Consider the following 22,818-nt stretch of genomic DNA (forward strand, 5'->3'; position numbering starts at 1 on the left):
CACGTTGTGGAGAGTTAAAACAAGCCGCGCGTGGCGAAACAGGGCAGCTCGGGTGCCGGGTTGGAAATCGAGGGTCAGGGTAAACAATGGCGAAGCAAGGGCAGAGTTCACCGCACAATCTCGACGGCCTCACCGAGGCTGCGCGCGAGGCCGCGGCGAGCGCCGCCAAGGGCAAGGGCTTGCCGCCCGTGCATCTTTGGAACCCGCCGTTCTGCGGCGATCTCGACATGCGCATCGCTTCGGACGGAACCTGGTTCTATCTCGGCACGCCGATCGGCCGTCCGGCCTTGGTGCGGCTGTTCTCGACCATTCTGAAGCGCGAGGGCGACAAACACTTCCTGGTGACGCCGGTCGAGAAGGTCGGCATCAAGGTCGACGATGCGCCGTTTCTGGCGGTCGAAATGGTCAAGGACACGGACGAGCGCGGAGCGCTGCTGCGTTTCCGCACCAATGTCGACGATTGGGTGACGTGTGACGCCGACCACCGCCTGCGGTTCGAGGTCGCCGACGATGGCGGAGTGACACCGTACCTTCACGTGCGCGCCGATCTGTGGGCCAAGGTGACGCGGGCGGTGTATTACGATCTGGTTGACATCGGCGAGGAGCGAGTGGTCGATGGTCACCCGATGTTCGGCATTGCGTCCGGCGGCGCGTTCTTCGCCATGGCCGATGCCGAGCTGATGAGGGAAGCGCATTGACCGGACCGATGACGGGAACGCAGTCTGCCAGCGGTAGCATCAGTTCGGCGGAATTCTTCGATCGGGCCCAGCGCCGGCTGCGGTTCGACGTGCCTGCGGCGCTCACCGACGCCGGGGTGATTCCCGCCACCGGCGATGCGGGCAACGATCAGATGCTGCGCACCATCGCGCAGGAACGGCCGATCCGTCCCGCCGCGGTGCTGATTCCGGTGGTCGAACACGCCGAGCCGACCGTGCTGCTGACGATGCGGGCCGCGCATCTCAACGATCATGCCGGGCAGATCGCGTTTCCCGGCGGCAAGATCGACGCCACCGACAATTCGCCGCTCGATGCCGCCTTGCGCGAGGCCGAGGAAGAGATCGGGCTGGATCGCTCCTATGTCGAGCCGATCGGCTATCTCGATGTCTATGGCACCAGTTTCGGTTTCCGGATTTTGCCGACGGTGGCGCGGGTGCGGCCGGGATTCGAACTCACCATCAACAAATCCGAAGTCGACGACGCCTTCGAAGTGCCGCTCGCGTTCCTGATGGACCCCGGCAATCATCAATTGCACAGCAAGGAATTCCGCGGCGCGCAGCGGTCCTACTACGCGATGCCGTTCGCCGAGCGCTACATCTGGGGCGCGACGGCCGGCATCCTGCGCGCGCTGTACGAACGGGTCTGCCTGCCATGATCCGCGTGGTGCTCACTGAGGTCGGAATTTTCCTCATACCTTTCGTGCTCTACGCGGTCTTCCTGATCGCCACCCGGTCGGCAATGCTGCATCATTCATCCTGGCCGCTTCGCGTGGTCGGATGGCTGGTGGCAACGGCCCTGGTGCTGGTGATCTTGAGCTTGCTGCTGCTTGTGCACTATTCGGGCGCACCGCCGGGATCGACTTACGTTCCGGCGCATATGGAGAACGGCAGGCTGGTGCCTGGGGTGGAGAAATGACCGACGTGCCGGTGCGCAGCGATGCGCCGTGGCTGCACACGGGACCGGCGGCGCGGGTGCTCGCGCTGCTGAACGGCGACGGCGAAGAGGCGCGGGTGGTCGGCGGCGCCGTCCGCAACGCATTGCTGGGCGAGCCGATCGGCGATGTCGACATCGCCACCACCGCGGTTCCGGATGAAGTGGTCCGCCGTGCCAAGGCGAGCGGTATCAAGGCGGTCCCGACCGGGATCGAGCATGGCACCGTAACGCTGGTGCTCGACGGGCACGGCTTCGAAATCACCACGCTGCGCGAGGACGTCGAGACCTTCGGCCGCAAGGCCAAGGTGGCGTTCGGCCGCGACTGGGACCGCGACGCACAGCGCCGCGACTTCACCATCAACGCGCTCTCGATGTCGGCCGACGGCACCGTGCACGACTATGTCGGCGGCCTGGCTGACATCGCGACGCGGCGGGTGCGCTTCATCGGCGATCCGGACCAGCGCATCGCCGAGGATTACTTACGCATCCTGCGGTTCTTCCGCATCCATGCCGCCTATGGTGCCGGAGCGCCGGACCGCGAGGCGTATCTCGCCTGCATCCGCGGCCGCAGCGGGCTTGCGACGCTGTCGGCCGAACGGCTGCGGATGGAGATGCTGAAGCTGATGATCGCCGATGGCGCGGAGGCCTCGGTGGTGGCGATGGCCGATGGCGGGCTGCTGCTCGCGGTCCTCGGCGGTGTCGCTTATCTCGGCGCCTTCGCGGCGATGATCGCCGCCGAGCGTGACCTTGGTCTTGAACCCGACGCGGTGCGGCGGCTCGGTGCGCTGGCGGTCGCCGTCACCGAGGATGCCAAGCGGCTCGCATCGCGGCTGCGGCTCTCCAACGTCGAAGCCAAGCGGCTCGACTCGATGGGGCATCGCTGGTGGCGTCTTGCCGGGATGGACGACGCGACCGCGCGGCGCCGGCTGTACCGGCTCGGTGAAGCGCGGTTTCACGATCGTATGATGCTGGCCTGGGCCCGCGCCGGCCTCGGCGCCGATCCGGCGCCGTGGCGCCAACTGATCGCGCTGCCGCAGCGCTGGCAGGCGCCGACATTTCCGCTGAAGGCTGCTGATTTCCTGGCTCGCGGCTTCGCCGCGGGGCCTGCGCTCGGCCACGTGCTGACGCTGGCCGAGGATGCCTGGCTGGCGGCCGATTTTCCGCTCGACCCGGCCGCGCTCCGCACCATCGCGGATCAGACCGCAGCAAGATTCGCGCGCGATCATCTGCTGTAACGGAAGCGGCGATCAGCAGGCACGAACACGCCGGAGCGACGTAACGCTAAGCGTTGAGCTGGTCCGGAAAATACGCGGCCGCTTGGTGATCCGCGGCCGCGTCAGTGATGGCGAAGACAGCCTGCTCGTTCAGGCGACCTTGGTCTGCTCGTCGTCGTCGAGATCGTCGTCTTCGTCCTCATCATCGTCGACTTCGACCGCGATGGAATCGAGCACGGCAAGCGGCAGAGTCTCGCGGAACAGGTCGCCGTCTTCGCCCATCCACAGGCAGGTGGCGCTGTCGTTGCTGGCTTCCGCCACCGTCATCGCCTGGCCGCCGGATTTCAGCATGACGATATCGCCGGGTTTCAAGTCCATGGTCGGCTCCTGCTCGGTTGTTGACCTCGCATAGGAGCCTAGCGATTCGTCATGACAGCCGGATCACGTCGGCGCGAGCTATCTGATGCCGGTGATCTTGTGGGTCTGCAGGCTGAGCCGCCATTGCGGGTGCTTCAGACAGTAAGCGATCGCCCGCGTGGTGTTGTCGTCGCGGTCCGGGCCGTCCATCGGTTGCAGCGAAAACCGCTCGAATTCGAGCGCCGCGAAGTCTTCCGGCATCGCATCCGGCTGTGGGTACACCAGCTTCAACTCATCGCCGCGGCGGATGCGCAGCTCGGCACCGGCTTTCGGACTGACGCACAGCCAGTCGATGCCGGCCGGCGGCTCGATCGTGCCGTTGGTCTCGACGCCGATCGCAAAGCCGCGCGCGTGCAGTGCGGCGATCAGCTCGCCGTCGAGCTGCAGCAGCGGCTCGCCGCCGGTGATCACCACGTAACGATCGCGCATCTCGCCGATCCACTGATCGCTGATGGTGTCGGCGAGCAGCCGGGCGCTGGCGTAGCGGCCGCCGAGCGTGCCGTCGGTGCCGATGAAGTCCGTATCGCAGAATTTGCAGGTCGCCTGATCGCGGTCCTGCTCGCGGCCCGTCCACAGATTACATCCGGCGAAACGGCAGAACACCGCTGCACGGCCCGCATGGGCGCCTTCGCCCTGCAGGGTTAGAAATATCTCCTTAACCGCGTAGCTCACCCGCGTCGGTCCTCACTGTGCGAATTGGACTTGCCGCAGCGCCTCGCCGGTCACCATCGCCGCCGCCATCGCGACGTTCAGCGAGCGCAGGCCGGGCTGCATAGGAATTACCACCCTGGCATCGGCGGCGGCTGCGACCTCGTCCGGCACCCCGGCACTTTCCCGGCCGAGCATCAGTACGTCAGTCGCTTGGTAACGCTGTTCGAAATAATGCCTTTCACCTTTGGTCGTAAGTAAAATCAGCCGGCAACCCGCGTTTTTCCGCCATTGCTCGAATTTTAGCCAGGAATCGTGCCGGACTATGCTCACCTGATCCAGGTAGTCCATCCCGGCGCGGCGGAAATGCCGATCGGAGGTCGGAAAGCCTGCCGGCTCGATGATGTGCGCTTCCACGTTCAAACAGGCGCAAAACCGAAGAATAGTCCCGGTGTTCTGTGGGATGTCGGGTTGAAACAGCGCGATCCGCATCCCGTAATGCTCCCTATCAACTGAACGATAACGTGCCGTGTGTCATGGCACATCTTGGAATCGATCGAGGCGCGCCAATTAGCCGTTCGCGGGCTTGCGCTCTACCGGCAAGGGTGCCAATAGAACGATTCTGGACTGTCTGTTCTACCCGACCGGCCATGACCAGCGGCCCGGGGCATGTTGAAGGCCGCCGATCTCGCGACCTCCCCGGGCGATCGTCTCGCAAGCTTTGCCGAGAGCGCTGTGCCGGTCGCAGAGATGAAAGGGCTTTGGATCGTGACGACAGAGGCTTCGGCGGAACCGACACGCCGTGATTTTCTCTATATCGCAACCGGCGCGGTTGCCGCCGTCGGTGCGGCGGCCGCGGTTTGGCCGTTCATCTCGCAGATGAACCCCGACGCGTCGACCATCGCTGCCGGCGCGCCGATCGAAGTCGATCTGACCCCGATCGCTGAAGGTCAGGACATCAAGGTGTTCTGGCGCGGTCAGCCGATCTACATCATGAACCGCACCAAGAAGCAGGTCGAAGAAGCGCGCAACACGCCGCTGTCCGACCTCAAGGATCCGCAGACCGATCAGGCGCGGACCAAGGAAGGCCACGAGAACTGGCTGGTCGTGGTCGGCATCTGCACCCACCTGGGCTGCATTCCGATCGCGCACGAGGGCAAATACGACGGGTTCTTCTGCCCGTGCCATGGTTCGCAGTACGACAGCTCCGGTCGTATCCGCCAGGGGCCGGCGCCGCTCAACCTGCCGATTCCTCCCTACCAATTCGTCTCCGACAGCAAAGTCCAGATCGGCTGACGTTCCCCGTGCGCCGTACCATTGCTTACTAGGATCGCATCATGAGCGGACCCTCGACCTATCAGCCACAAAACACCGCGATGAAGTGGCTTGAAGAACGCCTGCCTATCGGCAACTTCGTCTATTCCTCGTTCGTGGGATGGCCGACGCCGCGTAACCTGAACTACTGGTGGACGTTCGGCGCCATCCTGTCGATGATGCTGGCGGTGCAGATCGTCACCGGCATCGTGCTGGCGATGCACTACACTCCGCACGTCGATATGGCGTTCGACTCGGTCGAGCGGATCGTGCGCGACGTCAACTACGGCTGGCTGCTGCGCAACATGCATGCGGCGGGCGCGTCGATGTTCTTCATCGCCGTCTACGTCCACATGCTCCGCGGCCTGTACTACGGCTCGTACAAGGCGCCGCGCGAAGTGTTGTGGATCCTCGGCGTCATCATCTACCTACTGATGATGGCGACCGGCTTCATGGGCTACGTGCTGCCGTGGGGCCAGATGAGCTTCTGGGGCGCCACCGTGATCACCAACCTGTTCTCGGCGTTCCCGATCGTCGGCGACAGCATCGTGACGCTGCTGTGGGGCGGCTATTCGGTCGGCAACCCGACCCTGAACCGCTTCTTCTCGCTGCACTACCTGCTGCCCTTCGTGATCGTCGGCGTCGTCGTGCTGCACATCTGGGCGGTGCACGTCACCGGCCAGAACAACCCGGCCGGCGTCGAGCCGAAGACCGAGAAGGACACGGTGCCGTTCACGCCGTACGCCACGATGAAGGATCTGTTCGCCGCCTGTGCGTTCCTGATCTTCTACTCCTGGTTCATCTTCTACATGCCGAACTATCTCGGCGACGCCGAGAACTACGTTCAGGCCAACCCGGGCGTGACTCCGCCGCACATCGTGCCGGAATGGTACTACCTGCCGTTCTACGCGATCCTGCGCTCGATCCCGAACAAGCTGGCCGGCGTCATCGCGATGTTCGGTGCGATCATCGTGCTGGTGTTCCTGCCCTGGCTGGACACCTGCAAGGTGCGCTCGTCGCGCTACCGGCCGATGGCCAAGCGCTTCTTCTGGGCCTTCGTGGCGACCTGCCTGATGCTGGGCTGGCTCGGCTCGAAGCCGGCGGAAGGCATCTACACCACGCTCGGTCAGGTGTTCACCTTCTTCTACTTCGCCTACTTCCTGATCGTGCTCCCGGTGCTGGGTCGTATGGAAAAGACTCTGCCGCTGCCGAACTCGATCGCCGAAGACGTGCTCAACAAGGGCAAGGTCGCCAAGGCCGTGGCCGGCCTGGTGGCGGTGCTGTTCGCGGGCGGCCTGATGGTCGGCGGCGTGCAGCCGGCCAAGGCCAACGAAGGTGGCGAGAACCCGCCGTCGCTGCAGTGGAGCTTCGCGGGTCCGTTCGGCACCTACGATCGCGCTCAGCTGCAGCGTGGCTTCAAGATCTACAAGGAAGTCTGCTCCAACTGCCACTCGCTGAAGCTGTTGCAGTATCGCAACCTCGCCGAGCCGGGTGGTCCGGGCTTCACCGTGGAGCAGGCCAAGGAGATCGCGGCCGCTGCGCAGATCAAGGACGGCCCGAACGATCAGGGTGAGATGTTCGAGCGTCCCGGCCGGCTCGCCGACACCTTCCACTCGCCGTTCCCGAACGAGCAGGCTGCCCGTGCGGCCAACGGTGGTGCGGCTCCGCCGGACATGTCGCTGCTGGCCAAGGCGCGCACCTATCCGCGTGGCTTCCCGCAGTTCATCTTCGACTTCTTCACCCAGTTCCAGGAGCAGGGCCCGAACTACATCGCCGCGCTGCTGCAGGGCTACGAAGACACCCCGCCGGAAGGCTTCAGTCTCCCGGACGGCTCGTTCTACAACAAGTGGTATCCGGGCCATTCGATCAAGATGCCGCCGCCGATCCAGGCCGGCATGGTGAGCTACGACGACGGCACGCCGGAGACCCTCGAGCAGTATGCCAAGGATATCTCGACTTTCCTGGTGTGGGCTGCCGAGCCGCACATGGAGGCCCGCAAGCGCCTCGGTCTGCAGGTGATGATCTTCTTGGTCATCCTTTCCAGCCTGCTGTACTTCGTGAAGCGCAAGGTGTGGTCGAACGTCCACTAAGCGGCGGACGAAACCAACAAACGAGACAGGAAAGCCCCTTCGGGGGCTTTTTTGTTGTCTGCATTCCGGCGTTCGCCGCTTGGCAGCGATTGCATCCGGCGGCTGCTCCGGACAAAATAATAAAAAGCAATTGCATGTAACCCGCGAGGAGGATCCATGGGCACGCTGATCACTTTCAAACGTCCGGACGGCAAGGAAGCGAGCGGCTATCTCGCCAACGCCGCCAGCGGCAAGGCGCCGGGCGTGGTGGTGATCCAGGAATGGTGGGGCCTGTCCGAGCAGATCAAGGGACTGACCGACCGCCTCGCGCTGGCCGGCTTCGATGCGCTCGCTCCCGATCTCTACAACGGCACGGTGGTGCCGTATCACGACACGGACGCCGCCAATCAAGAGATGAGCTCGCTCGACTTCATGGACGCCACCACCCAGACGGTGCGCGGCGCTGTGAACTATCTGTCACGCAACGGCGCCAAGGTCGGCCTGACCGGCTTCTGCCTCGGCGGCGCCGTGACGGTGATCGGCGCCTGCAAGATTCCGGAACTGAGCGCAGCCGTGGTGTTCTACGGCATTCCGCCGGAGCAGGCGGCCAAGCCGTCCGAGGTGCGGGTGCCGATGCAGGGCCATTTCGCCAACCGCGACGATTGGTGCACCCCGCAGGTGGTGGATGCGTTCGAGGCCGGCCTGAAGGCCGCCGGCAAGCAGGCCGAGTTCTTCCGCTATGAGGCCGACCACGCCTTCGTCAACGAGCAGCGCGCGGCCGTTCACGACCGCGAAGCGGCGGAACTCGCGTGGTCGCGAGCGATGCAGTTCTTTGGAAAGCATCTCTCCTGACCACGGCAGCCCGGTAAAATTTGAGCTTTCGGCTGAAGACTTGGCAGATCAGTTTGCTGCGATAACGTCGGCCTACGCCACGAGGACAGCATGGTTGAAAAAGTCGTAAACCCGGATCTCCGAAACGTCGTCGACCTCGACAGCTACCGCGCCAAGCCGATCGGCCTGCGCGGCGCCGGGGCCGCAGGCCGTCGGTGCAGGCATTGCGGCGCGGCGCTGCTCGATGACGAGTTGGAGGATGATTGCTCGAGTGCCGGCATTGCCCTGCAATCGCCGGCCCGCCGGCGACCGACGCGCGTGTTCCGCGCCGACTGATTTGACGACGACCGGCGTGGCCGAGCCGCCACGCCGCACGCACCCCTTCGATGCGATCGTCTGCAACGCCCCGTTTCCGATCATCGGAAGCGGGGCGTTGGTCTTTCGGGAGGGAAGAGTGCCGGGTTTGCGGCCGGCTCAGGGTCAGACGTGCTGGCCGCCGTTGATGTGGATCTCGGCGCCGTTCACGTAGGACGAGGTCTCGGTGCACAGCACGTAGATGATCTTGGCGACCTCATCCGGGGTGCCGAGCCGGCGCATCGGGATCTGCTCTTCGACGATCTTTTCCGTGCCGGGCGACAGGATCGAGGTGTCGATCTCACCGGGGGCGATCGAGTTCACGCGCACGCCGACCGGACCGAAATCCGCCGCCATCTCGCGGGTCAGCGCCGCGAGCGCCGCCTTCGAGGTCGCGTAAGCGGCGCCAGCGAACGGATGCACGCGCGATCCGGCGATCGAGGTGACGTTCACCACCGAGCCTTTGACTGCCTTGAGTTCCTCGATCAAGCCGCGCGCCATCATGATCGGCGCGAAGAAATTGACCCGGAACACGTGCTCCCAGGTGTCGAGTTCGGTGTCGATCGAGCCGAGCCGGGCACCGCCGGGAGCCTTCGGCGAGATCGCGGCATTGTTGACCAGCGCATGCAGGGCGCCGCCGTCGAGCCGCTCGCGGATCTCGTCGATCGCCCGCAGGGTGTCGGCACGGTCGCCGAGGTCGACCTGGATGTGGTCCTCCGGCCCGGCGCCCCATGGGCACTGCTCCGGAAACGGATGCCGGGAGCAAGTGATCACTCGCCAGCCCGCGCTGGAGAAACGGATCACCGTCGCATGGCCGATGCCGCGACTGGCGCCGGTCAGGAGCATGGTCCGGCGCGGCGCGTTGCTCTCGGGCGGGCGCGGCTTTTGGGAGTCGGGGCTCATGGATACAGCCTTGTCTTGGTCCAGGGGTGATCCGGGGTGTCCCGGCGGAATTCGATGCGGTCGTGCAGGCGGAACGGGCGGTCGTGCCAGAACTCGATTCGGGACGGCGTGATCCGCCAGCCGCTCCAGCCGGGCGGCCGCGGAACGTCGCCGACCAGATGGCGCGCCGCCACCTTGGCGATCGCCTGCTCGAACGCGAACCGGCTTTCCAGCGGCTGCGACTGCTTGCTCGCCCAGGCGCCGATCTGCGCCTGCTTCGGCCGGGTGGCGAAATAGGCATCGGCCTCGGTGTCGGTCACCGGGGTCACAGTGCCGCGAATCCGAATCTGCCGGCGTAGCGATTTCCAGTGAAACAGCAGCGCGGCTTTCGGATTGGCGGCCAGCTCGCGGCCCTTCTGACTGGCGATGTGGCTGTAGAACACGAAGCCGTGCTCGTCATAGCCCTTCATTAGAACCATGCGCACGTCGGGCAGGCCGTCCGGATCGACCGTCGCCAGCGCCATCGCGTTCGGATCGTTGGGCTCGGATTTGTCGGCTTCCGCAAGCCATTCAGCGAACAGCGCAAACGGATTCTCTGCCGCGGTGAAATCACCGGGCGTTAACTCACTCTGTGGTCTGATCGAGAGGTCGCTCATGCGAGGAAATCCGACTTGTGCTTCACCGCGGTCCGGAACGCGCTGCGGGTCCTGTATAGGTCCAACCTATATAGGGCACGGCAACGCATTGGCCTATCGGCCATCGCGCAAGGCGCGCCAGCGATGATAGCGATTCTAATCGGGGCCTCGGTCGGTGGCTGCGGCATGAATAGCCGCGATGGCGCCTTCGCCCAGATGGACAGCAGCGATTTCACCGGCTCGATCGGCGCTGTGCTGCCCGCCCGCGAGGAGGGCCCGACCGACGCCGATATGGCGCTGGCGCGGATCGCGGCATCGGATGTGCTGACCAAGGGCGACAAGGATTCCAGCCAGCCGTGGGAAAATCCGACCACCGGCGCACGCGGCTCGGTGACGCCGCTGGCTGCGGCCTACAGCAACGAAGGCCGCACCTGCCGCGACTTTCTCGCCTCCTATGTGAAAGAGCGGACCGAGAGCTGGATGCAGGGCGCGGCCTGCCGAACCTCGCAGGGGCATTGGGAAATCCGCTCGCTGCGGCCGTGGCGCAAGAGCTGATTCCGATCGAATTGCGCTCGCTACCGGGCCGATTCCGGTTGCAAAAAAGACATGAAACCCCCAGATGACTGGCGACGGGCGTTCGCCCACAGTTGAAATTCCTGAAGGAGACGAGACGGATGCGCGACCCCTATGAGGTCCTGGGGGTGCAGCGGGACGCCAGCGCTGCGGCGATCAAAAGCGCCTATCGCAAGCTGGCGAAGAAGCATCACCCCGACAGCAACAAGAACGATCCCAAAGCCGCCGCGCGTTTCGCTGAAATCAATTCCGCCAACGAAATCCTCGGCGACGAGACCAAGCGCAAGCAATACGACCGCGGCGAGATCGATGCCGAAGGCAAGCCGCGCTTCCAGGGGTTCCCTGGCGGCGGTGGCCGTGCGGGCGGCGCCGGCGGGTTCGAGCAATATTCCTTCCGCAGTGGCGGCGGAGCCCCCGGTGGCGGGTTCGGCGGCGCGGCCGGCTTCGAGGATATCCTGAATTCGATGTTCGGCGGCGCGGCCGGCGCGCGCGGCGCGGGTGCGCGTGGTCGCACCCAGGGCTTCGACTTTGACACTGGCTTCGCACCCGACCTCGATCAGTCGGTGTCGATGACGGTAACGCTCGAAGAAGCGACGCGCGGCACCGAAAAGCGGGTGCGGCTGCCGACCGGCAAGGAGCTCAACGTCAAGATTCCGGCCGGCGTCGGCGCCGGTCAGCAGATCCGGCTGAAGGGGCAGGGCGAAAGCGCGCCCGGTCACCGTGCCGGCGACCTGCTGATCACCGTGAACATCGCCCCACATCCTTACTTCAAGGTCGACGGCAACGATCTGAAGCTCGAGCTGCCGCTGACGCTGTATGAGGCGGTGCTTGGCGCCAAGGTCCGGGTGCCGACGCTGACGGGTGCGATCGAGCTGTCGATCCCGAAAAACACGTCCAGCGGCCGGATCTTCCGGCTCAAGGGCAAGGGGCTGCCGAAAGGCGGCGCGACCGGCGATCTGTTCGTCACCACCCGCATCATCCTGCCGGACGGCCACGATGCCGAGCTGGAGAAGCTGATGCAGAAGTGGCGGGACGACCACCCTTACAATCCGCGGACCGATCTCGGCTAACGCCGCGATCGGCGCCCGTTTGACGCAGGTGCGGCCTCGGTGCGGGGGATCAGCGCGCAACCCCGCCCGAGGCCGCTTGCGTCGACCGGCGGATCGGACGCGACTCACACGATGCTGAGTGGCCGGTGCGATTCTGCGGCGCGTCGGTGTTCCGATTGGCGATAATCGATGTCGAAAATGGGATCACGCGGTTAGCACGCATTGAAAATGCTGCGCGATTTCGAATAGCGCACGATTTTCCAACTAATTGCCGAGAGCGCTTCTGCGCGGCGCCGATCGATGCCGCCTGGAGCAGCCCAGGCTTGCCCAAATGGTTGAATTTGCACGGGGACATGGGGCTGTACCCGGCCGGGCCGCTGGTGTAGGTCGAAGGCCGATTGCAAGACGATAGGATAGTCCATGTCGACAGCTTCCGGCCTGATGCAAGGCAAACGCGGCGTTATTCTCGGCGTCGCCAACAACCGTTCGATTGCTTACGGCATCGCGAAAGCCTGCCGCGCCCAGGGCGCCGAGATCGCGCTGACCTATCAGGGTGACGCGCTGAAGAAGCGGGTCGAGCCGCTTGCCGCCGAGCTCGGCGGCCTCGTTCTCGGGCACTGCGACGTCACCGACGGCGCCACCATCGATGCGGTGTTCGACGTGGTGAAGGAGAAGTGGGGCAAGATCGACTTCGTGGTCCACGCCATCGCGTTCGCCGACAAGGACGAGCTCGACGGCCGTTATGTCGACACTTCGCCGGAGAACTTCTCCAAGTCGATGCTGATCTCGTGCTACTCGCTGACCGCGATCGCGCAGCGCGCCGAGAAGCTGATGACCGACGGCGGCTCGATCATCACCCTGACCTATTACGGCGCCGAGAAGTGGATGCCGCATTACAACGTGATGGGTGTCGCCAAGGCGGCTTTGGAAGCCAGCGTGCGCTATCTCGCCGCCGACCTCGGCGAGAAGAACATTCGCGTCAATGCGATCTCCGCTGGCCCGATCAAGACGCTGGCGGCGTCCGGCATCGGCGACTTCCGCTACATCCTGAAGTGGAACGAGTACAACGCGCCGCTGCGCCGGACGGTGACGATCGACGAGGTCGGCGACAGCGCGCTGTACTTCCTGTCCGACCTGTCGCGCGGCGTCACCGGCGAAGTCCACCACGTCGATTCCGGCTACCATGTCGTCGGCATGAAGAACCCCGACGCGCCGGACATCTCGCTCGGCGGCAAGGACTAGGCCGAAGATCGTCATGCGCGGGCTTTCGCGCATTGCATTTGTCCCGTCATTGCGAGCGAAGCGAAGCAATCCAGGGCCCAGATCATGTGGCTGCTGGATTGCTTCGTCGCTTCGCTCCTCGCAATGACGCTGAGGCTGATCGGCATTCATGCCCACCATCTACTTCATCCGCCACGGCGAGACCGACTGGAACGCCACCGGGCGATATCAGGGCACGCGGGACATTCCGCTGAACGACAAGGGGCGGGGGCAGGCGGTTTCGGCCGGCGGCGTGCTCGGCGGTCTGCTCGCACGGAGCGGCCAGCCGCCGGCGGAGCTCGACTATCGCGCCAGCCCGCTCGGCCGCGCCCGGGTCACCATGGAGCTGGTGCGCGGTGCGCTGGGTCTGCCGGCGCAGGACTACACGGTCGACGACCGGCTGCGCGAGATCACCTACGGCGCCTGGGAAGGCTTCACCCTGAAGGACATGGAGCAGTCCGATCCGGCGCTGTATGCCGCGCGCCATGCCGACCGCTGGAACGTCGCGCCGCTGCGCGGCGAGAGCTACGCTCAGCGGCTGCCGTTCATCACCGACTGGGTTGCGTCGCTGACGCGGGACACCGTCGCGGTCGGCCATGTCGGCACCGGCCGCACCCTGTTCGTCGCGCTCGGCCTGAAAACCCCGCGCGAGGCGCTGGAAGGCCCGATCCAGCAGGGCGCCGTCTACGTCTTCCGCGACGACGGCTTCGAGATCGTCAGCTGAGCTGTTTCTGCCCTTCTCCCACAAGGGGAGGCCGGTTTGACCGGTGATCCGACAGCCGTTACGACACGTCGCTGACAGTAAACACCGACTGTTCAATGTGAATTTCTTCGCGGGTCCGCGCCATGTCGTTCAATACCTTCGGCCATCTGTTTCGCGTCACCACCTTTGGCGAAAGCCATGGGGTGGCGATCGGCTGCGTGGTCGATGGCTGCCCGCCGCTGATTCCGCTGACCGAGGCCGATATCCAGGGCGATCTCGACCGCCGCCGGCCCGGCCAGTCGCGCTTCACCACCCAGCGCCAGGAAGCCGATCAGGTGAAGATCCTGTCCGGCGTGATGGTGCACCCCGAGACCGGCGTGCAGGTGACGACCGGCACGCCGATCGCGCTGCAGATCGAGAATACCGACCAGCGCTCCAAGGACTATTCGGACATCCAGAACAAGTATCGCCCCGGCCACGCCGATTTCACCTATGAGGCGAAGTACGGCATCCGCGACTATCGCGGCGGTGGCCGGTCGTCTGCGCGCGAGACCGCGAGCCGGGTCGCGGCCGGCGCGATCGCCCGCAAGGTGATCGCCGGCATGACGGTGCGCGGCGCGCTGGTGCAGATCGGTCCGCATAAGATCGATCGCGACAAATGGGATTGGGACGAGATCGGCAACAACCCGTTCTTCTGCCCGGACAAGGACAAGGCTGCGTTCTACGCCGACTATCTCGACGGCATCCGCAAATCCGGCTCGTCGATCGGCGCGGTGGTTGAGATCGTCGCCGAGGGCGTGCCGGCTGGGCTCGGGGCGCCGATCTATGCCAAGCTCGACGGCGATCTCGCCGCGGCGCTGATGAGCATCAATGCGGTAAAGGGCGTCGAGATCGGCGACGGCTTCGCCAGCGCCGAGCTGACCGGGGAGCAGAACGCCGACGAGATGCGCACCGGCAACCATGGGCCGGCGTTCCTGTCCAACCACGCCGGGGGCATCCTGGGCGGCATTTCGACCGGCCAGCCGGTGGTGGCGCGGTTTGCCGTCAAGCCGACCTCGTCGATCCTGACCCCGCGCAAGACCGTCGATCGCTCCGGCCACGACACCGAGATCCTGACCAAGGGCCGCCACGACCCCTGCGTCGGTATCCGCGCCGTGCCGGTGGGCGAGGCGATGGTCGCCTGCGTGCTGGCCGACCATCTGCTGCGGCACCGGGGACAGGTCGGCGGCTGATCGGCTCCTTCTCGCTCCAGCGGCATCCGCAGGACCGCTGGATGACTGCCATGAGTCCAGTCCTGCTACAAAACGCCACGCGGGGCGGCTAAGATGCAGCCATGCATTCTGAGCAGATCCGCGGCATTCTCGACTGGCTGAGCGACGGCGCACGGTCCGAGCCGGACCCGGCCATGAAGATGAAGCTGACCTGCGAGCAGCTCGTCGCGGCCGGCATCCCGCTGCACCGGGTCGGCGTCTTCGTCGAAACCCTGCACCCCGACATCTACGGCCATCGCTTCATCTGGCGCGCCGACGGCGAGGTCGAGGTCGGTTCGACCACCCAGGACGTCGAGATGTCCGAGGAGTACAAGCGCAGCCCGCTGAAGATCCTGTACGATTACGGCGTCGAGGTGCGCTTTCGGCTCGACGACCCGGAGAGCAAGAACTTCCCTTTTCTGGAGGATCTGCGCGCCGAAGCCGTCACCGATTACACCGCGCTGCCGCTGCGGTTTCTCGACGGCACCTATCACGCGGCGAGCTTCGCCACCAAGCAGCCGGGCGGCTTCACCGACTCCCAGCTCAGCGCGCTGCGGGCGATGATGCCGCCGCTGTCGCGGCTGGTCGAGGTGATCAGCCTGCGCGACATCGCCACTAATCTGCTCGACACCTATGTGGGCAACCGCGCCGGCGCCCGCATTCTGGCCGGACAGATCCGCCGCGGCCATGCGGATCATCTGCGCGCCGCGATCTGGCTGTCCGACCTGCGCGGCTTTTCGGCGCTGTCCGACGGCCTGCCGCCGGAGATCATGGTCAAGGTGCTGAACGCGTATTTCGACTGCCAGGTCGCAGCGATCGCGGGCCATGGCGGCGAGGTGCTGAAGTTCATGGGCGACGGCCTGCTCGCGGTGTTTCCGATCGCCGATGACGGCAGCGATGCCGCCGAGGTCTGCGGCCGGATGCTGGCTGCGGCCAATGAATGCCGCGCCAGCATCGCGGATCTGAATTTCGTCGAGGGCGCCCACGTCATCGAAAGCTTCCGGTTCGGCGTCGCGCTGCATGTCGGGCAGGTGCTTTACGGCAATATCGGTGGCGGCAACCGGCTCGACTTCACCTGCATCGGCCCGGCGGTGAATCTCGCCGCAAGGCTGGAGCGGCTGGCTGCCCGGCTCGGCCGCACCGTGGTCGCCTCCAGCGATTTCGTCGGGCTGTGCTCGGAAGGCTGGAGCGATCTCGGCGAATTCCCAATGGCCGGCTTCTCCCACGCCGAGCGCGTCCACGGCCTGACCGACGAGACCCCGCTCGCCGCCGAAGGGCTCTGAGAAACTGACCCCTCAAGTGCCGAGCGTCATCCGCGGGCTCGACCCGCGGATCCATCGCGCGCGTAGCGCGTGCATGAAAGAGCCGTCCTGCAGCAGGTGGATCGCCGGGTCGAGCCCGGCGACGACGCTGTTTCGGGTAACAGGCGCGCCGATTTTGGTACTACGCCGCCGGTACTACTCCTCCGGCTCTGTCGTAAACAGCAGCGGATAGCCCTTGGCGCGGCCGGCGTCGGTGGCGCGGGTGGCTTTGGTTTCGGCGACGTCCTTGGTGAACACGCCGACGACGCAGACGCCGCGCTGATGCGCGGTGAGCATCACCTTATAGGCCTGGTCCTCGGTCATCCGGAATTCGGCCTTCAGCACCGACACCACGAATTCGCGCGGCGTGTAGTCGTCGTTGACCAGGATCACCTTGTGCAGCTTCGGCCGCTCGACCTTGATTTTAGCCTTGGTCTTCGGCTTCAGGTCGATGTTGCTCATCAGGTGCCGACCCGCGTGAAATGCTGAAATGCCTGCAATGCGGGTCCTATCCTACAGCGTCGCCCGCCCGACGAAAACCGGCCTGCCGTTGAGCCGTGTAGCGCCGCCCTTCGCATCGCACGCTCACGATCGACGATCATCAGTGACTGGAAAGTGATCGGAATGGAACCGGCTGGGCCGCTTTCCGTCATCTGTTTTGCATGTCACCATCGCGGTTGGTCGACCGGAGGGCTGCAATGCGCTGGTGGGTCTCGATCGGAATGCTCGCCGCTGCGATGGCGGCCGGTGTGGCTGCAGTTGCTGCGCCCAACCAGACGCCGCAATCAGCAGCGGGTGACGACGCCAAACAGGTCGACGTCGAATTGGTGCTGGCCGTCGATGTCTCCTACTCGATGGACGTCGACGAACTCGCGGTGCAGCGCGAAGGCTACGCGCAGGCGCTGATCTCCGGCGAATTCCTCAAGACTCTGAAGAGCGGTCCGACCGGGCGCATCGCGGTGACGTATTTCGAGTGGGCCGCGTCCTCAGATCAGAAAATCATTCTGCCCTGGCACATTATCGACGGGCCGGAATCGGCAGATGCAGTCGCGGCCGAGATCCTGAAAGCGCCGCTGCGCCGTGCTTCGCGGACCTCGATCTCCGGCGCGATCAATTTCGCGCTGCCGCTGTTCGAGCAGAACCCGTATCACGGGCTGCGCCGGGTGATCGATATCTCCGGCGACGGCCCGAACAATAACGGCGAGCCGGTGACGATCGCGCGCGATGCCGCGGTCGCCAAGGGCGTCGTCATCAACGGCCTGCCGATCATGGTGAAAGAGCCGTCCTATTCGATGATGGATATCGAGAATCTGGATTATTACTACGAGGATTGCGTGATCGGCGGTCCCGGCGCCTTCGTGATCAGCATTAAAGATCGCGCCAAGTTCAAAGAGGCGATCCATACCAAGCTGGTGATGGAGGTCGCGGGCCACACCCCGCCCGCGCGCATCGTTCCGATCGCCGATGAACACCGGCCGGCGCGAGTGTCGTGCCTGATCGGCGAGAAGGTCTGGCAGGACCGGTGGGGGCGGTGAGGGCGCGGACGCATCTGGTGCGTCCACGCGATTTGGATGAGGCGGGATGACTTGCGGTTAGGTGAGAGTCATCCCGCTCCGATGTCTGGTCGGATACGGTTGCGTCCGACCGCGACGCAAAGGCGGTCAGGCCGCCGCGCGGAAGATGGTTTCGATCTCGGTCTGCGTCGCCTGCTTCGGATTGGTGAAGCCGCACGCATCCTTCAGCGCGTTGGCGGCGAGCACCGGCACGTCCGCCTCCTTCATGCCGAGCCCACCGAGGCCGGATGGAATGCCGACGTCGGCCGACAGCCGCTGGATGGCGTGAATCGCGGCATCGGCGCCCTGGGCGTCGGTCATGCCGGTGGTGTCGACGCCGAGCGCATGCGCGACGTCCTTCAGCCGGCCCGCCGCGACCTGCGCGTTATAGGCCTGCACGTGCGGCAGCAGCACCGCGTTGCAGACGCCGTGCGGCAGGTCGTAGAAGCCGCCGAGCTGGTGCGCCATCGCGTGCACATAGCCGAGCGAGGCATTGTTGAACGCCATCCCGGCGAGGAATCCCGCATACGACATCGCTTCGCGGGCGGCGAGGTTTTGGCCCTCGGCGACGACGGTGCGCAGGCTGTTGGAGATGATCGACACCGCCTTCAGCGCGCAGGAGTCGGTGATCGGCGTCGCGGCGATCGACACATAGGCTTCGATCGCGTGCGTCAGCGCGTCCATGCCGGTTGCAGCGGTCAGGGCCGGCGGCTTGCCGAGCATCAGCACCGGATCGTTGACCGACAGCAGCGGCGTGGTGTGGCGGTCGACGATCGCCATCTTCACCTGCCGCTCTTCGTCGGTGATGATGCAGAACCGCGTCATCTCGCTCGCCGTGCCCGCCGTGGTGTTGACGGCGATCAGCGGAAGCTGGGCGTGCGCCGACCGGTCGACGCCTTCATAGTCCTTGATGCTGCCGCCATTGGTGGCGGTGAGCGCGATCCCCTTCGCGCAGTCGTGGGCCGAGCCGCCGCCGAGCGAGATCACGCAGTCGCAGGCCTCCTGCTTCAGCAGCGCCAGCCCGTCCTCGACGTTCTTGATCGTCGGGTTCGGCTTGGCGCCGGGGAACACGACGCTGGTGACGTTGCGCTCGATCAGCATCGAGGCGATCTGATCGGCCACGCCGAGCTTGTGCAGCCCGCTGTCGGTGACGATCAGCGCCCGCTTAAAGCCGCGCGCCTTGGCCTGGTCGGCGGCGCTCGACACGCAGCCGGCGCCGAACAGGTTGAGGGAGGGGATGAAGAATGTAGTCGCCGTCATTAGTGCTTCCTTCCATGAGTTTGTTGTTGATCGGTAGTCAATGAGCTGTCCGGCCGGGCTGTTGCCGTGGAGCCGGACGCGCTCCGTTTGCGGGGCAAAGCCCCGCGACGCGGGCGGCGCGATACGCCGCCCGGCATTGCTGCGGCCGGGTGCTGCGCACCCGCCGATGAAATGAGTGTCGTCTTAGAAGAAGCCGAGCGGCCCGGTGCCGTAGCTCACCAGCAGATTCTTGGTGTGCTGATAGTGATCGAGCATCATCTTGTGGGTCTCGCGCCCGATGCCGGATTGCTTGTAGCCGCCGAACGCGGCGTGCGCCGGATAGGCGTGGTAGCAGTTGGTCCACACCCGGCCTGCCGCGATGGCGCGCCCGAACCGATAGGCGCGGGTGCCGTCGCGGGTCCAGACGCCGGCGCCGAGGCCGTACTGGGTGTCGTTGGCGATCGCGAGCGCTTCGGCCTCGTCCTTGAAGGTGGTGACCGACACGACGGGTCCGAAGATCTCCTCCTGGAAGATCCGCATCTGGTTGTGACCGCGGAACACGGTCGGATGCACGTAGTAGCCGCCGGCGAGATCGCCGGGGAGCTGTGCGCGTGCGCCGCCAGCCAGGAGTTCGGCGCCTTCGTGGCGGCCGATCTCGATATAGGACAGGATCTTGTCGAGCTGTTCCTGCGAGGCCTGCGCGCCGATCATCGTCGCCGGATCGCGCGGGTCGCCCTGGCGGATCGCGGCGACGCGGGCGAGTGCGCGCTCCATGAAGCGCTCGTAGATCGATTCCTGCACCAGTGCGCGGCTCGGGCAGGTGCACACCTCGCCCTGGTTGAGCGCGAACATCACGAAGCCTTCGATCGCCTTGTCGAAGAACGGATCGTCTTCGGCCGCAACGTCGCCGAAGAAAATGTTGGGCGATTTGCCGCCGAGTTCGAGCGACACCGGCACCAGGTTTTCGCTGGCGTATTGCATGATCAGCCGGCCGGTGGAGGTCTCGCCGGTGAAGGCGATCTTGGCGATGCGCGGGCTGGACGCCAGCGGCTTGCCGGCTTCGACGCCGAAGCCGTTGACGATGTTGACGACGCCGGGCGGCAGCAGATCGCCGACCAGTTCGGCCCACACCAGGATCGAGGCGGGCGTCTGTTCGGCCGGCTTCAACACCACGCAGTTGCCGGCGGCGAGCGCGGGTGCCAGCTTCCACGCCGCCATCAGCAGCGGGAAGTTCCACGGAATGATCTGGCCGACAACGCCGAGCGGTTCGTGGAAGTGATACGCGATGGTGTCGTGATCGATCTCCGAGATCGAGCCTTCCTGAGCGCGGAGTGCACCTGCGAAATAGCGGAAGTGATCGATCGCCAGCGGCAGGTCGGCGGCGCGCGTCTCGCGGATCGGCTTGCCGTTGTCGAGCGTTTCGGCGATCGCCAGCAGATCGAGATTGGCTTCCATCCGATCGGCGATGCGATTGAGAATGAGTGACCGCTCTGTCGTCGTGGTCTTGGCCCAGCTGATGCTGGCCGTGTGCGCTGCATCAAGCGCGAGTTCGACATCTTCCTTCTGCGAGCGCGGGATTTCGGTGAGTTTTGCGCCGGTGATCGGGGTGGCGTTGTCGAAGTATCTGCCGTCGACCGGCTCCACCCAGCGGCCGCCGATGAAGTTGCCGTAGCGGGTCTTGAACACCGTGCTGGCGTCCGGATGCATCGTTGTGATGAGGTTCATGGCTTCCTCCCGTTTGTTTTGAAGCGGAGGGAACTACGCACGACGCATGCCAGGTTTGCGGGACGCCTGCGGCCATTGGCCTCCGAACTGATCAGTTCGTTGAAAAGACTGGGAGGATTCTAGATCGGAGCGCGCGCGCTCCGGGTGGTGATGTCTGGACAGCACCTCCGGCTGCGTGTGATACTTGCAGCAGTTGGACGCCACACCTGTTGCAGAATCCAACACTCCGAGGATCCGCTCATGTCAATCGCATCAAGCCGTGATGCCGTCGTCACTGCGCGCCGCCGCTTCTTCGGGGAGGGGCGTCCCGTCGACGGAATGCTCGCCGCACCGATCCTGCGCTCGTGGCAGCGCTGCGCAGGCCAGGGACTGGACGCCAGCCGCTCGCCGCTGGTCGAACCGCCCACCGCCCGCGAACTGCGCGAATTGCAGGAACGCCATGACAGGCTTGGTCGCCTCGCGCGGCCGGAGCTGAACGCACTGCAAGGCGATGCGCGCCTCACCGACAGCGTCGTCATTCTCACCGACGCGGTCGGCGTCGTCCTCGACATGATCGGCTCCGGCGAGTTTGCAGGCCGCGCCGCGCAGGTGGCGCTGCGGCCCGGCGTGTCGTGGAGCGAGGCCGACACCGGCACCAATGCGATCGGCACCGCGCTGGTCGAGCGCCAGCCGATTGCGGTGCACGGCGCCGAGCACTTCTTCGAACGTCACCGCATTCTGGCTTGCGCGGCTGCGCCGCTGATCGATCCGCGCGGCGTGGTGGCCGGTGCGCTCGATATGACGGGGCCGGCGGCGATCCGCCATGTCCACGCGCTCGGGCTGATGCGGCTCGCCGCCGAGCAGATCGAGCACCGGTTCTTCACCGAAGGATTCGAGCACTGCACCATGCTGCGGCTGCACACCGACCGCGCGCTGCTCGGCACGCCGCGCGAGGGTGTGCTGGCGTTTGCCGATGGCGTGCTGATCGGTGCCAATCGGCACGGCCTCGAGCTGATGAATCTGGATTGGCCGGCGCTCGACCTCGCACGGCTGGAAACGCTGCTGCCGGGTGTCCGCCCCTCCGAGCAGATTCAAATGCTGCGCGGCCCTCGCGGCACCCGGCTGTGGGGCCGGCTGGTCGAACCGCCGCGCCGCAGCCCGCGCGCGCCGGCTGCGCCCGCCGTTGCTCCAGTGCCTGCTGCTCCGGCCGGGGAGGTCGAGCCGATCCTCGATGCGGAGATGATGGCGCAGCTGTCGCGCACCGTGCGGCTGGTCGAGGCCGGAATCCCGGTGCTGCTGCTCGGCGAGACTGGATCAGGCAAGGATGTCTTCGCGCGCCGCGTTCACGCCGAGAGTGCGCGGCGCAACAAGCCGTTCGTGCCAGTCAATTGCGCGGCGCTGCCGGAAGGGCTGATCGAGTCGGAGCTGTTCGGCTATGAGGCCGGCGCCTTCACTGGCGCCCGCCGGCAGGGCGCGCCCGGCCTGCTGCGCCAGGCCGACGGCGGCGTGCTGTTTCTCGATGAGATCGGCGACATGCCGCTGTCGCTGCAGAGCCGGCTGCTGCGCGTGCTGCAGGACCAGCAGATCTCGCCGCTCGGCGGCGGCCGGCCCGTGCCGGTCGATTTCGCGCTGATTTGCGCCACGCATCAGCCGCTCGGCTCATTGCTGGCCGCCGGCGCGTTCCGCCAGGATTTGTACTTCCGGATCGCCCAATACGTCGTCGAGCGGCCGCCGGTGCGCCATCACCCGGATCGCCTCGCGCTGGTCCGGAAACTCTGGCACCAGCTCGGCGGCGAACAGGCCGGCGTTCAGCTCTCCACTGATGTCGAGCGCGTGCTCGCGGCTTACAATTGGCCGGGCAATTATCGGCAGCTGGTCGGGACGCTGCGGGCTCTGCTGGTGCTCGGCGAGCCGGGGCATCCGGTGGAGGTCTCCGCGCTCCCCGCCGAAATCAGTGCAGCAGTTAGCGCCGCGGAGAGCCAAGCGCCGGTTGCGCCGCCGCCGACGTCGCTCGCCGAACACACTCGCTCGGCGCTGCAGGCCGCGCTCGATGCCAGCGGCGGCAACGTCTCGCGCGCGGCACGCCGGCTCGGCATCGATCGAAGCACGTACTATCGACGCCTGCTGAAGGACAAGGACCGCGGCCGATGAGCCGTGCGGCTCGCGACCATC

Annotated in this window: 24 protein-coding genes; 16 read left to right on the forward strand and 8 right to left on the reverse strand. The window is 65.6% G+C overall.

Going from position 1 to position 22,818, the window contains the following annotated elements:
- The first annotated feature begins 86 nt into the window (after positions 1–86).
- Genes VRZ08_RS10460 through VRZ08_RS10475 form a run of 4 tightly spaced genes read left to right on the forward strand, consistent with a single transcriptional unit; the run spans position 87 to position 2,885 of the window.
- Positions 87–698: a DUF1285 domain-containing protein gene (locus VRZ08_RS10460; RefSeq protein WP_264054538.1), complete on the forward strand. Its 612-nt coding sequence runs from the start codon at positions 87–89 to the stop codon at positions 696–698.
- A gap of 8 nt (positions 699–706) precedes the next feature.
- A complete protein-coding gene (locus VRZ08_RS10465) occupies positions 707–1,372 on the forward strand; it encodes a CoA pyrophosphatase (RefSeq protein ID WP_199851795.1) in 666 nt (221 codons plus the stop codon).
- Entirely contained in the window at positions 1,369–1,632 is a 264-nt protein-coding gene (locus VRZ08_RS10470; RefSeq protein WP_107343337.1) for a DUF6111 family protein, read from the forward strand. The genes VRZ08_RS10465 and VRZ08_RS10470 overlap by 4 nt, the downstream gene beginning before the upstream one ends.
- Complete coding sequence (locus VRZ08_RS10475; RefSeq protein ID WP_107354537.1) at positions 1,629–2,885, forward strand: CCA tRNA nucleotidyltransferase; 1,257 nt, start codon at positions 1,629–1,631, stop codon at positions 2,883–2,885. Before VRZ08_RS10470 ends, VRZ08_RS10475 begins: the two co-directional genes overlap by 4 nt.
- 129 nt (positions 2,886–3,014) lie before the next feature.
- On the opposite strand, the gene VRZ08_RS10480 is transcribed toward VRZ08_RS10475, so the two are convergent.
- From VRZ08_RS10480 to VRZ08_RS10490, 3 genes are all read right to left on the reverse strand, one after another.
- Positions 3,015–3,242, reverse strand: coding sequence for a YodC family protein (locus VRZ08_RS10480; protein WP_414532501.1), 228 nt, complete (start codon positions 3,240–3,242; stop codon positions 3,015–3,017).
- Positions 3,243–3,320: 78 nt separating this feature from the next.
- Positions 3,321–3,953 (reverse strand): 7-carboxy-7-deazaguanine synthase, encoded by a 633-nt coding sequence (queE, locus tag VRZ08_RS10485; protein ID WP_414532502.1) that lies wholly within the window; start codon positions 3,951–3,953, stop codon positions 3,321–3,323.
- 12 nt (positions 3,954–3,965) lie between these two features.
- On the reverse strand, positions 3,966–4,421 hold the full coding sequence (locus VRZ08_RS10490; protein ID WP_414532503.1) for a tRNA (cytidine(34)-2'-O)-methyltransferase: 456 nt from the start codon (positions 4,419–4,421) through the stop codon (positions 3,966–3,968).
- Between the two features lie 276 nt (positions 4,422–4,697).
- On the opposite strand from VRZ08_RS10490, the gene petA reads away from it, so the two are divergent.
- The 4 genes from petA (at position 4,698) to VRZ08_RS10510 (ending at position 8,479) form a co-directional block, all read left to right on the forward strand.
- Entirely contained in the window at positions 4,698–5,225 is a 528-nt protein-coding gene (gene petA, locus VRZ08_RS10495) for a ubiquinol-cytochrome c reductase iron-sulfur subunit (protein ID WP_110788225.1), read from the forward strand.
- A gap of 41 nt (positions 5,226–5,266) precedes the next feature.
- Positions 5,267–7,333, forward strand: coding sequence for a cytochrome c1 (locus VRZ08_RS10500; RefSeq protein WP_414532504.1), 2,067 nt, complete (start codon positions 5,267–5,269; stop codon positions 7,331–7,333).
- 156 nt (positions 7,334–7,489) lie between these two features.
- Entirely contained in the window at positions 7,490–8,164 is a 675-nt protein-coding gene (locus VRZ08_RS10505) for a dienelactone hydrolase family protein (protein WP_414532505.1), read from the forward strand.
- 90 nt (positions 8,165–8,254) lie between these two features.
- Entirely contained in the window at positions 8,255–8,479 is a 225-nt protein-coding gene (locus tag VRZ08_RS10510; RefSeq protein WP_107354542.1) for a hypothetical protein, read from the forward strand.
- Between the two features lie 144 nt (positions 8,480–8,623).
- On the opposite strand, the gene VRZ08_RS10515 is transcribed toward VRZ08_RS10510, so the two are convergent.
- Both VRZ08_RS10515 and pdxH read right to left on the reverse strand, forming a co-directional pair.
- Positions 8,624–9,400 (reverse strand): SDR family NAD(P)-dependent oxidoreductase, encoded by a 777-nt coding sequence (locus VRZ08_RS10515; RefSeq protein WP_107343345.1) that lies wholly within the window; start codon positions 9,398–9,400, stop codon positions 8,624–8,626.
- Positions 9,397–10,035 (reverse strand): pyridoxamine 5'-phosphate oxidase, encoded by a 639-nt coding sequence (gene pdxH / locus VRZ08_RS10520; protein WP_107354543.1) that lies wholly within the window; start codon positions 10,033–10,035, stop codon positions 9,397–9,399. The genes VRZ08_RS10515 and pdxH overlap by 4 nt, the downstream gene beginning before the upstream one ends.
- 123 nt (positions 10,036–10,158) lie before the next feature.
- Between pdxH and VRZ08_RS10525 the strand changes: the two genes are divergently transcribed.
- The 6 genes from VRZ08_RS10525 (at position 10,159) to VRZ08_RS10550 (ending at position 16,132) form a co-directional block, all read left to right on the forward strand.
- Entirely contained in the window at positions 10,159–10,569 is a 411-nt protein-coding gene (locus VRZ08_RS10525) for an RT0821/Lpp0805 family surface protein (RefSeq protein WP_319942048.1), read from the forward strand.
- A gap of 119 nt (positions 10,570–10,688) precedes the next feature.
- On the forward strand, positions 10,689–11,657 hold the full coding sequence (locus VRZ08_RS10530; protein ID WP_107343348.1) for a DnaJ C-terminal domain-containing protein: 969 nt from the start codon (positions 10,689–10,691) through the stop codon (positions 11,655–11,657).
- A gap of 399 nt (positions 11,658–12,056) precedes the next feature.
- Positions 12,057–12,878, forward strand: a complete 822-nt coding sequence (gene fabI, locus VRZ08_RS10535) for an enoyl-ACP reductase FabI (RefSeq protein WP_414532506.1) — start codon at positions 12,057–12,059, stop codon at positions 12,876–12,878.
- A gap of 148 nt (positions 12,879–13,026) precedes the next feature.
- Positions 13,027–13,620: a histidine phosphatase family protein gene (locus tag VRZ08_RS10540; RefSeq protein ID WP_414532507.1), complete on the forward strand. Its 594-nt coding sequence runs from the start codon at positions 13,027–13,029 to the stop codon at positions 13,618–13,620.
- Between the two features lie 122 nt (positions 13,621–13,742).
- Complete coding sequence (gene aroC, locus VRZ08_RS10545; protein WP_414532508.1) at positions 13,743–14,831, forward strand: chorismate synthase; 1,089 nt, start codon at positions 13,743–13,745, stop codon at positions 14,829–14,831.
- Positions 14,832–14,932: 101 nt separating this feature from the next.
- Positions 14,933–16,132, forward strand: a complete 1,200-nt coding sequence (locus tag VRZ08_RS10550; protein ID WP_263990858.1) for an adenylate/guanylate cyclase domain-containing protein — start codon at positions 14,933–14,935, stop codon at positions 16,130–16,132.
- A 174-nt stretch (positions 16,133–16,306) separates the two neighbouring features.
- Here VRZ08_RS10550 and clpS read toward each other — a convergent pair whose 3' ends face one another.
- Positions 16,307–16,612 (reverse strand): ATP-dependent Clp protease adapter ClpS, encoded by a 306-nt coding sequence (gene clpS, locus VRZ08_RS10555; protein ID WP_047309913.1) that lies wholly within the window; start codon positions 16,610–16,612, stop codon positions 16,307–16,309.
- Positions 16,613–16,848: 236 nt separating this feature from the next.
- On the opposite strand from clpS, the gene VRZ08_RS10560 reads away from it, so the two are divergent.
- On the forward strand, positions 16,849–17,685 hold the full coding sequence (locus VRZ08_RS10560) for a DUF1194 domain-containing protein (RefSeq protein WP_414532509.1): 837 nt from the start codon (positions 16,849–16,851) through the stop codon (positions 17,683–17,685).
- A 126-nt stretch (positions 17,686–17,811) separates the two neighbouring features.
- Here VRZ08_RS10560 and yiaY read toward each other — a convergent pair whose 3' ends face one another.
- Both yiaY and adh read right to left on the reverse strand, forming a co-directional pair.
- A complete protein-coding gene (gene yiaY, locus VRZ08_RS10565; protein WP_263990861.1) occupies positions 17,812–18,963 on the reverse strand; it encodes an L-threonine dehydrogenase in 1,152 nt (383 codons plus the stop codon).
- Positions 18,964–19,146: 183 nt separating this feature from the next.
- Positions 19,147–20,649 (reverse strand): aldehyde dehydrogenase, encoded by a 1,503-nt coding sequence (gene adh / locus VRZ08_RS10570; protein WP_414532552.1) that lies wholly within the window; start codon positions 20,647–20,649, stop codon positions 19,147–19,149.
- Positions 20,650–20,907: 258 nt separating this feature from the next.
- Between adh and VRZ08_RS10575 the strand changes: the two genes are divergently transcribed.
- Entirely contained in the window at positions 20,908–22,797 is a 1,890-nt protein-coding gene (locus VRZ08_RS10575; RefSeq protein WP_414532510.1) for a sigma-54-dependent Fis family transcriptional regulator, read from the forward strand.
- Positions 22,798–22,818: the final 21 nt, after the last annotated feature.

Source organism: Rhodopseudomonas sp. G2_2311, from assembly GCF_047501505.1.
In the GTDB taxonomy this organism is placed as follows: Bacteria; Pseudomonadota; Alphaproteobacteria; order Rhizobiales; family Xanthobacteraceae; genus Rhodopseudomonas; species Rhodopseudomonas palustris_H.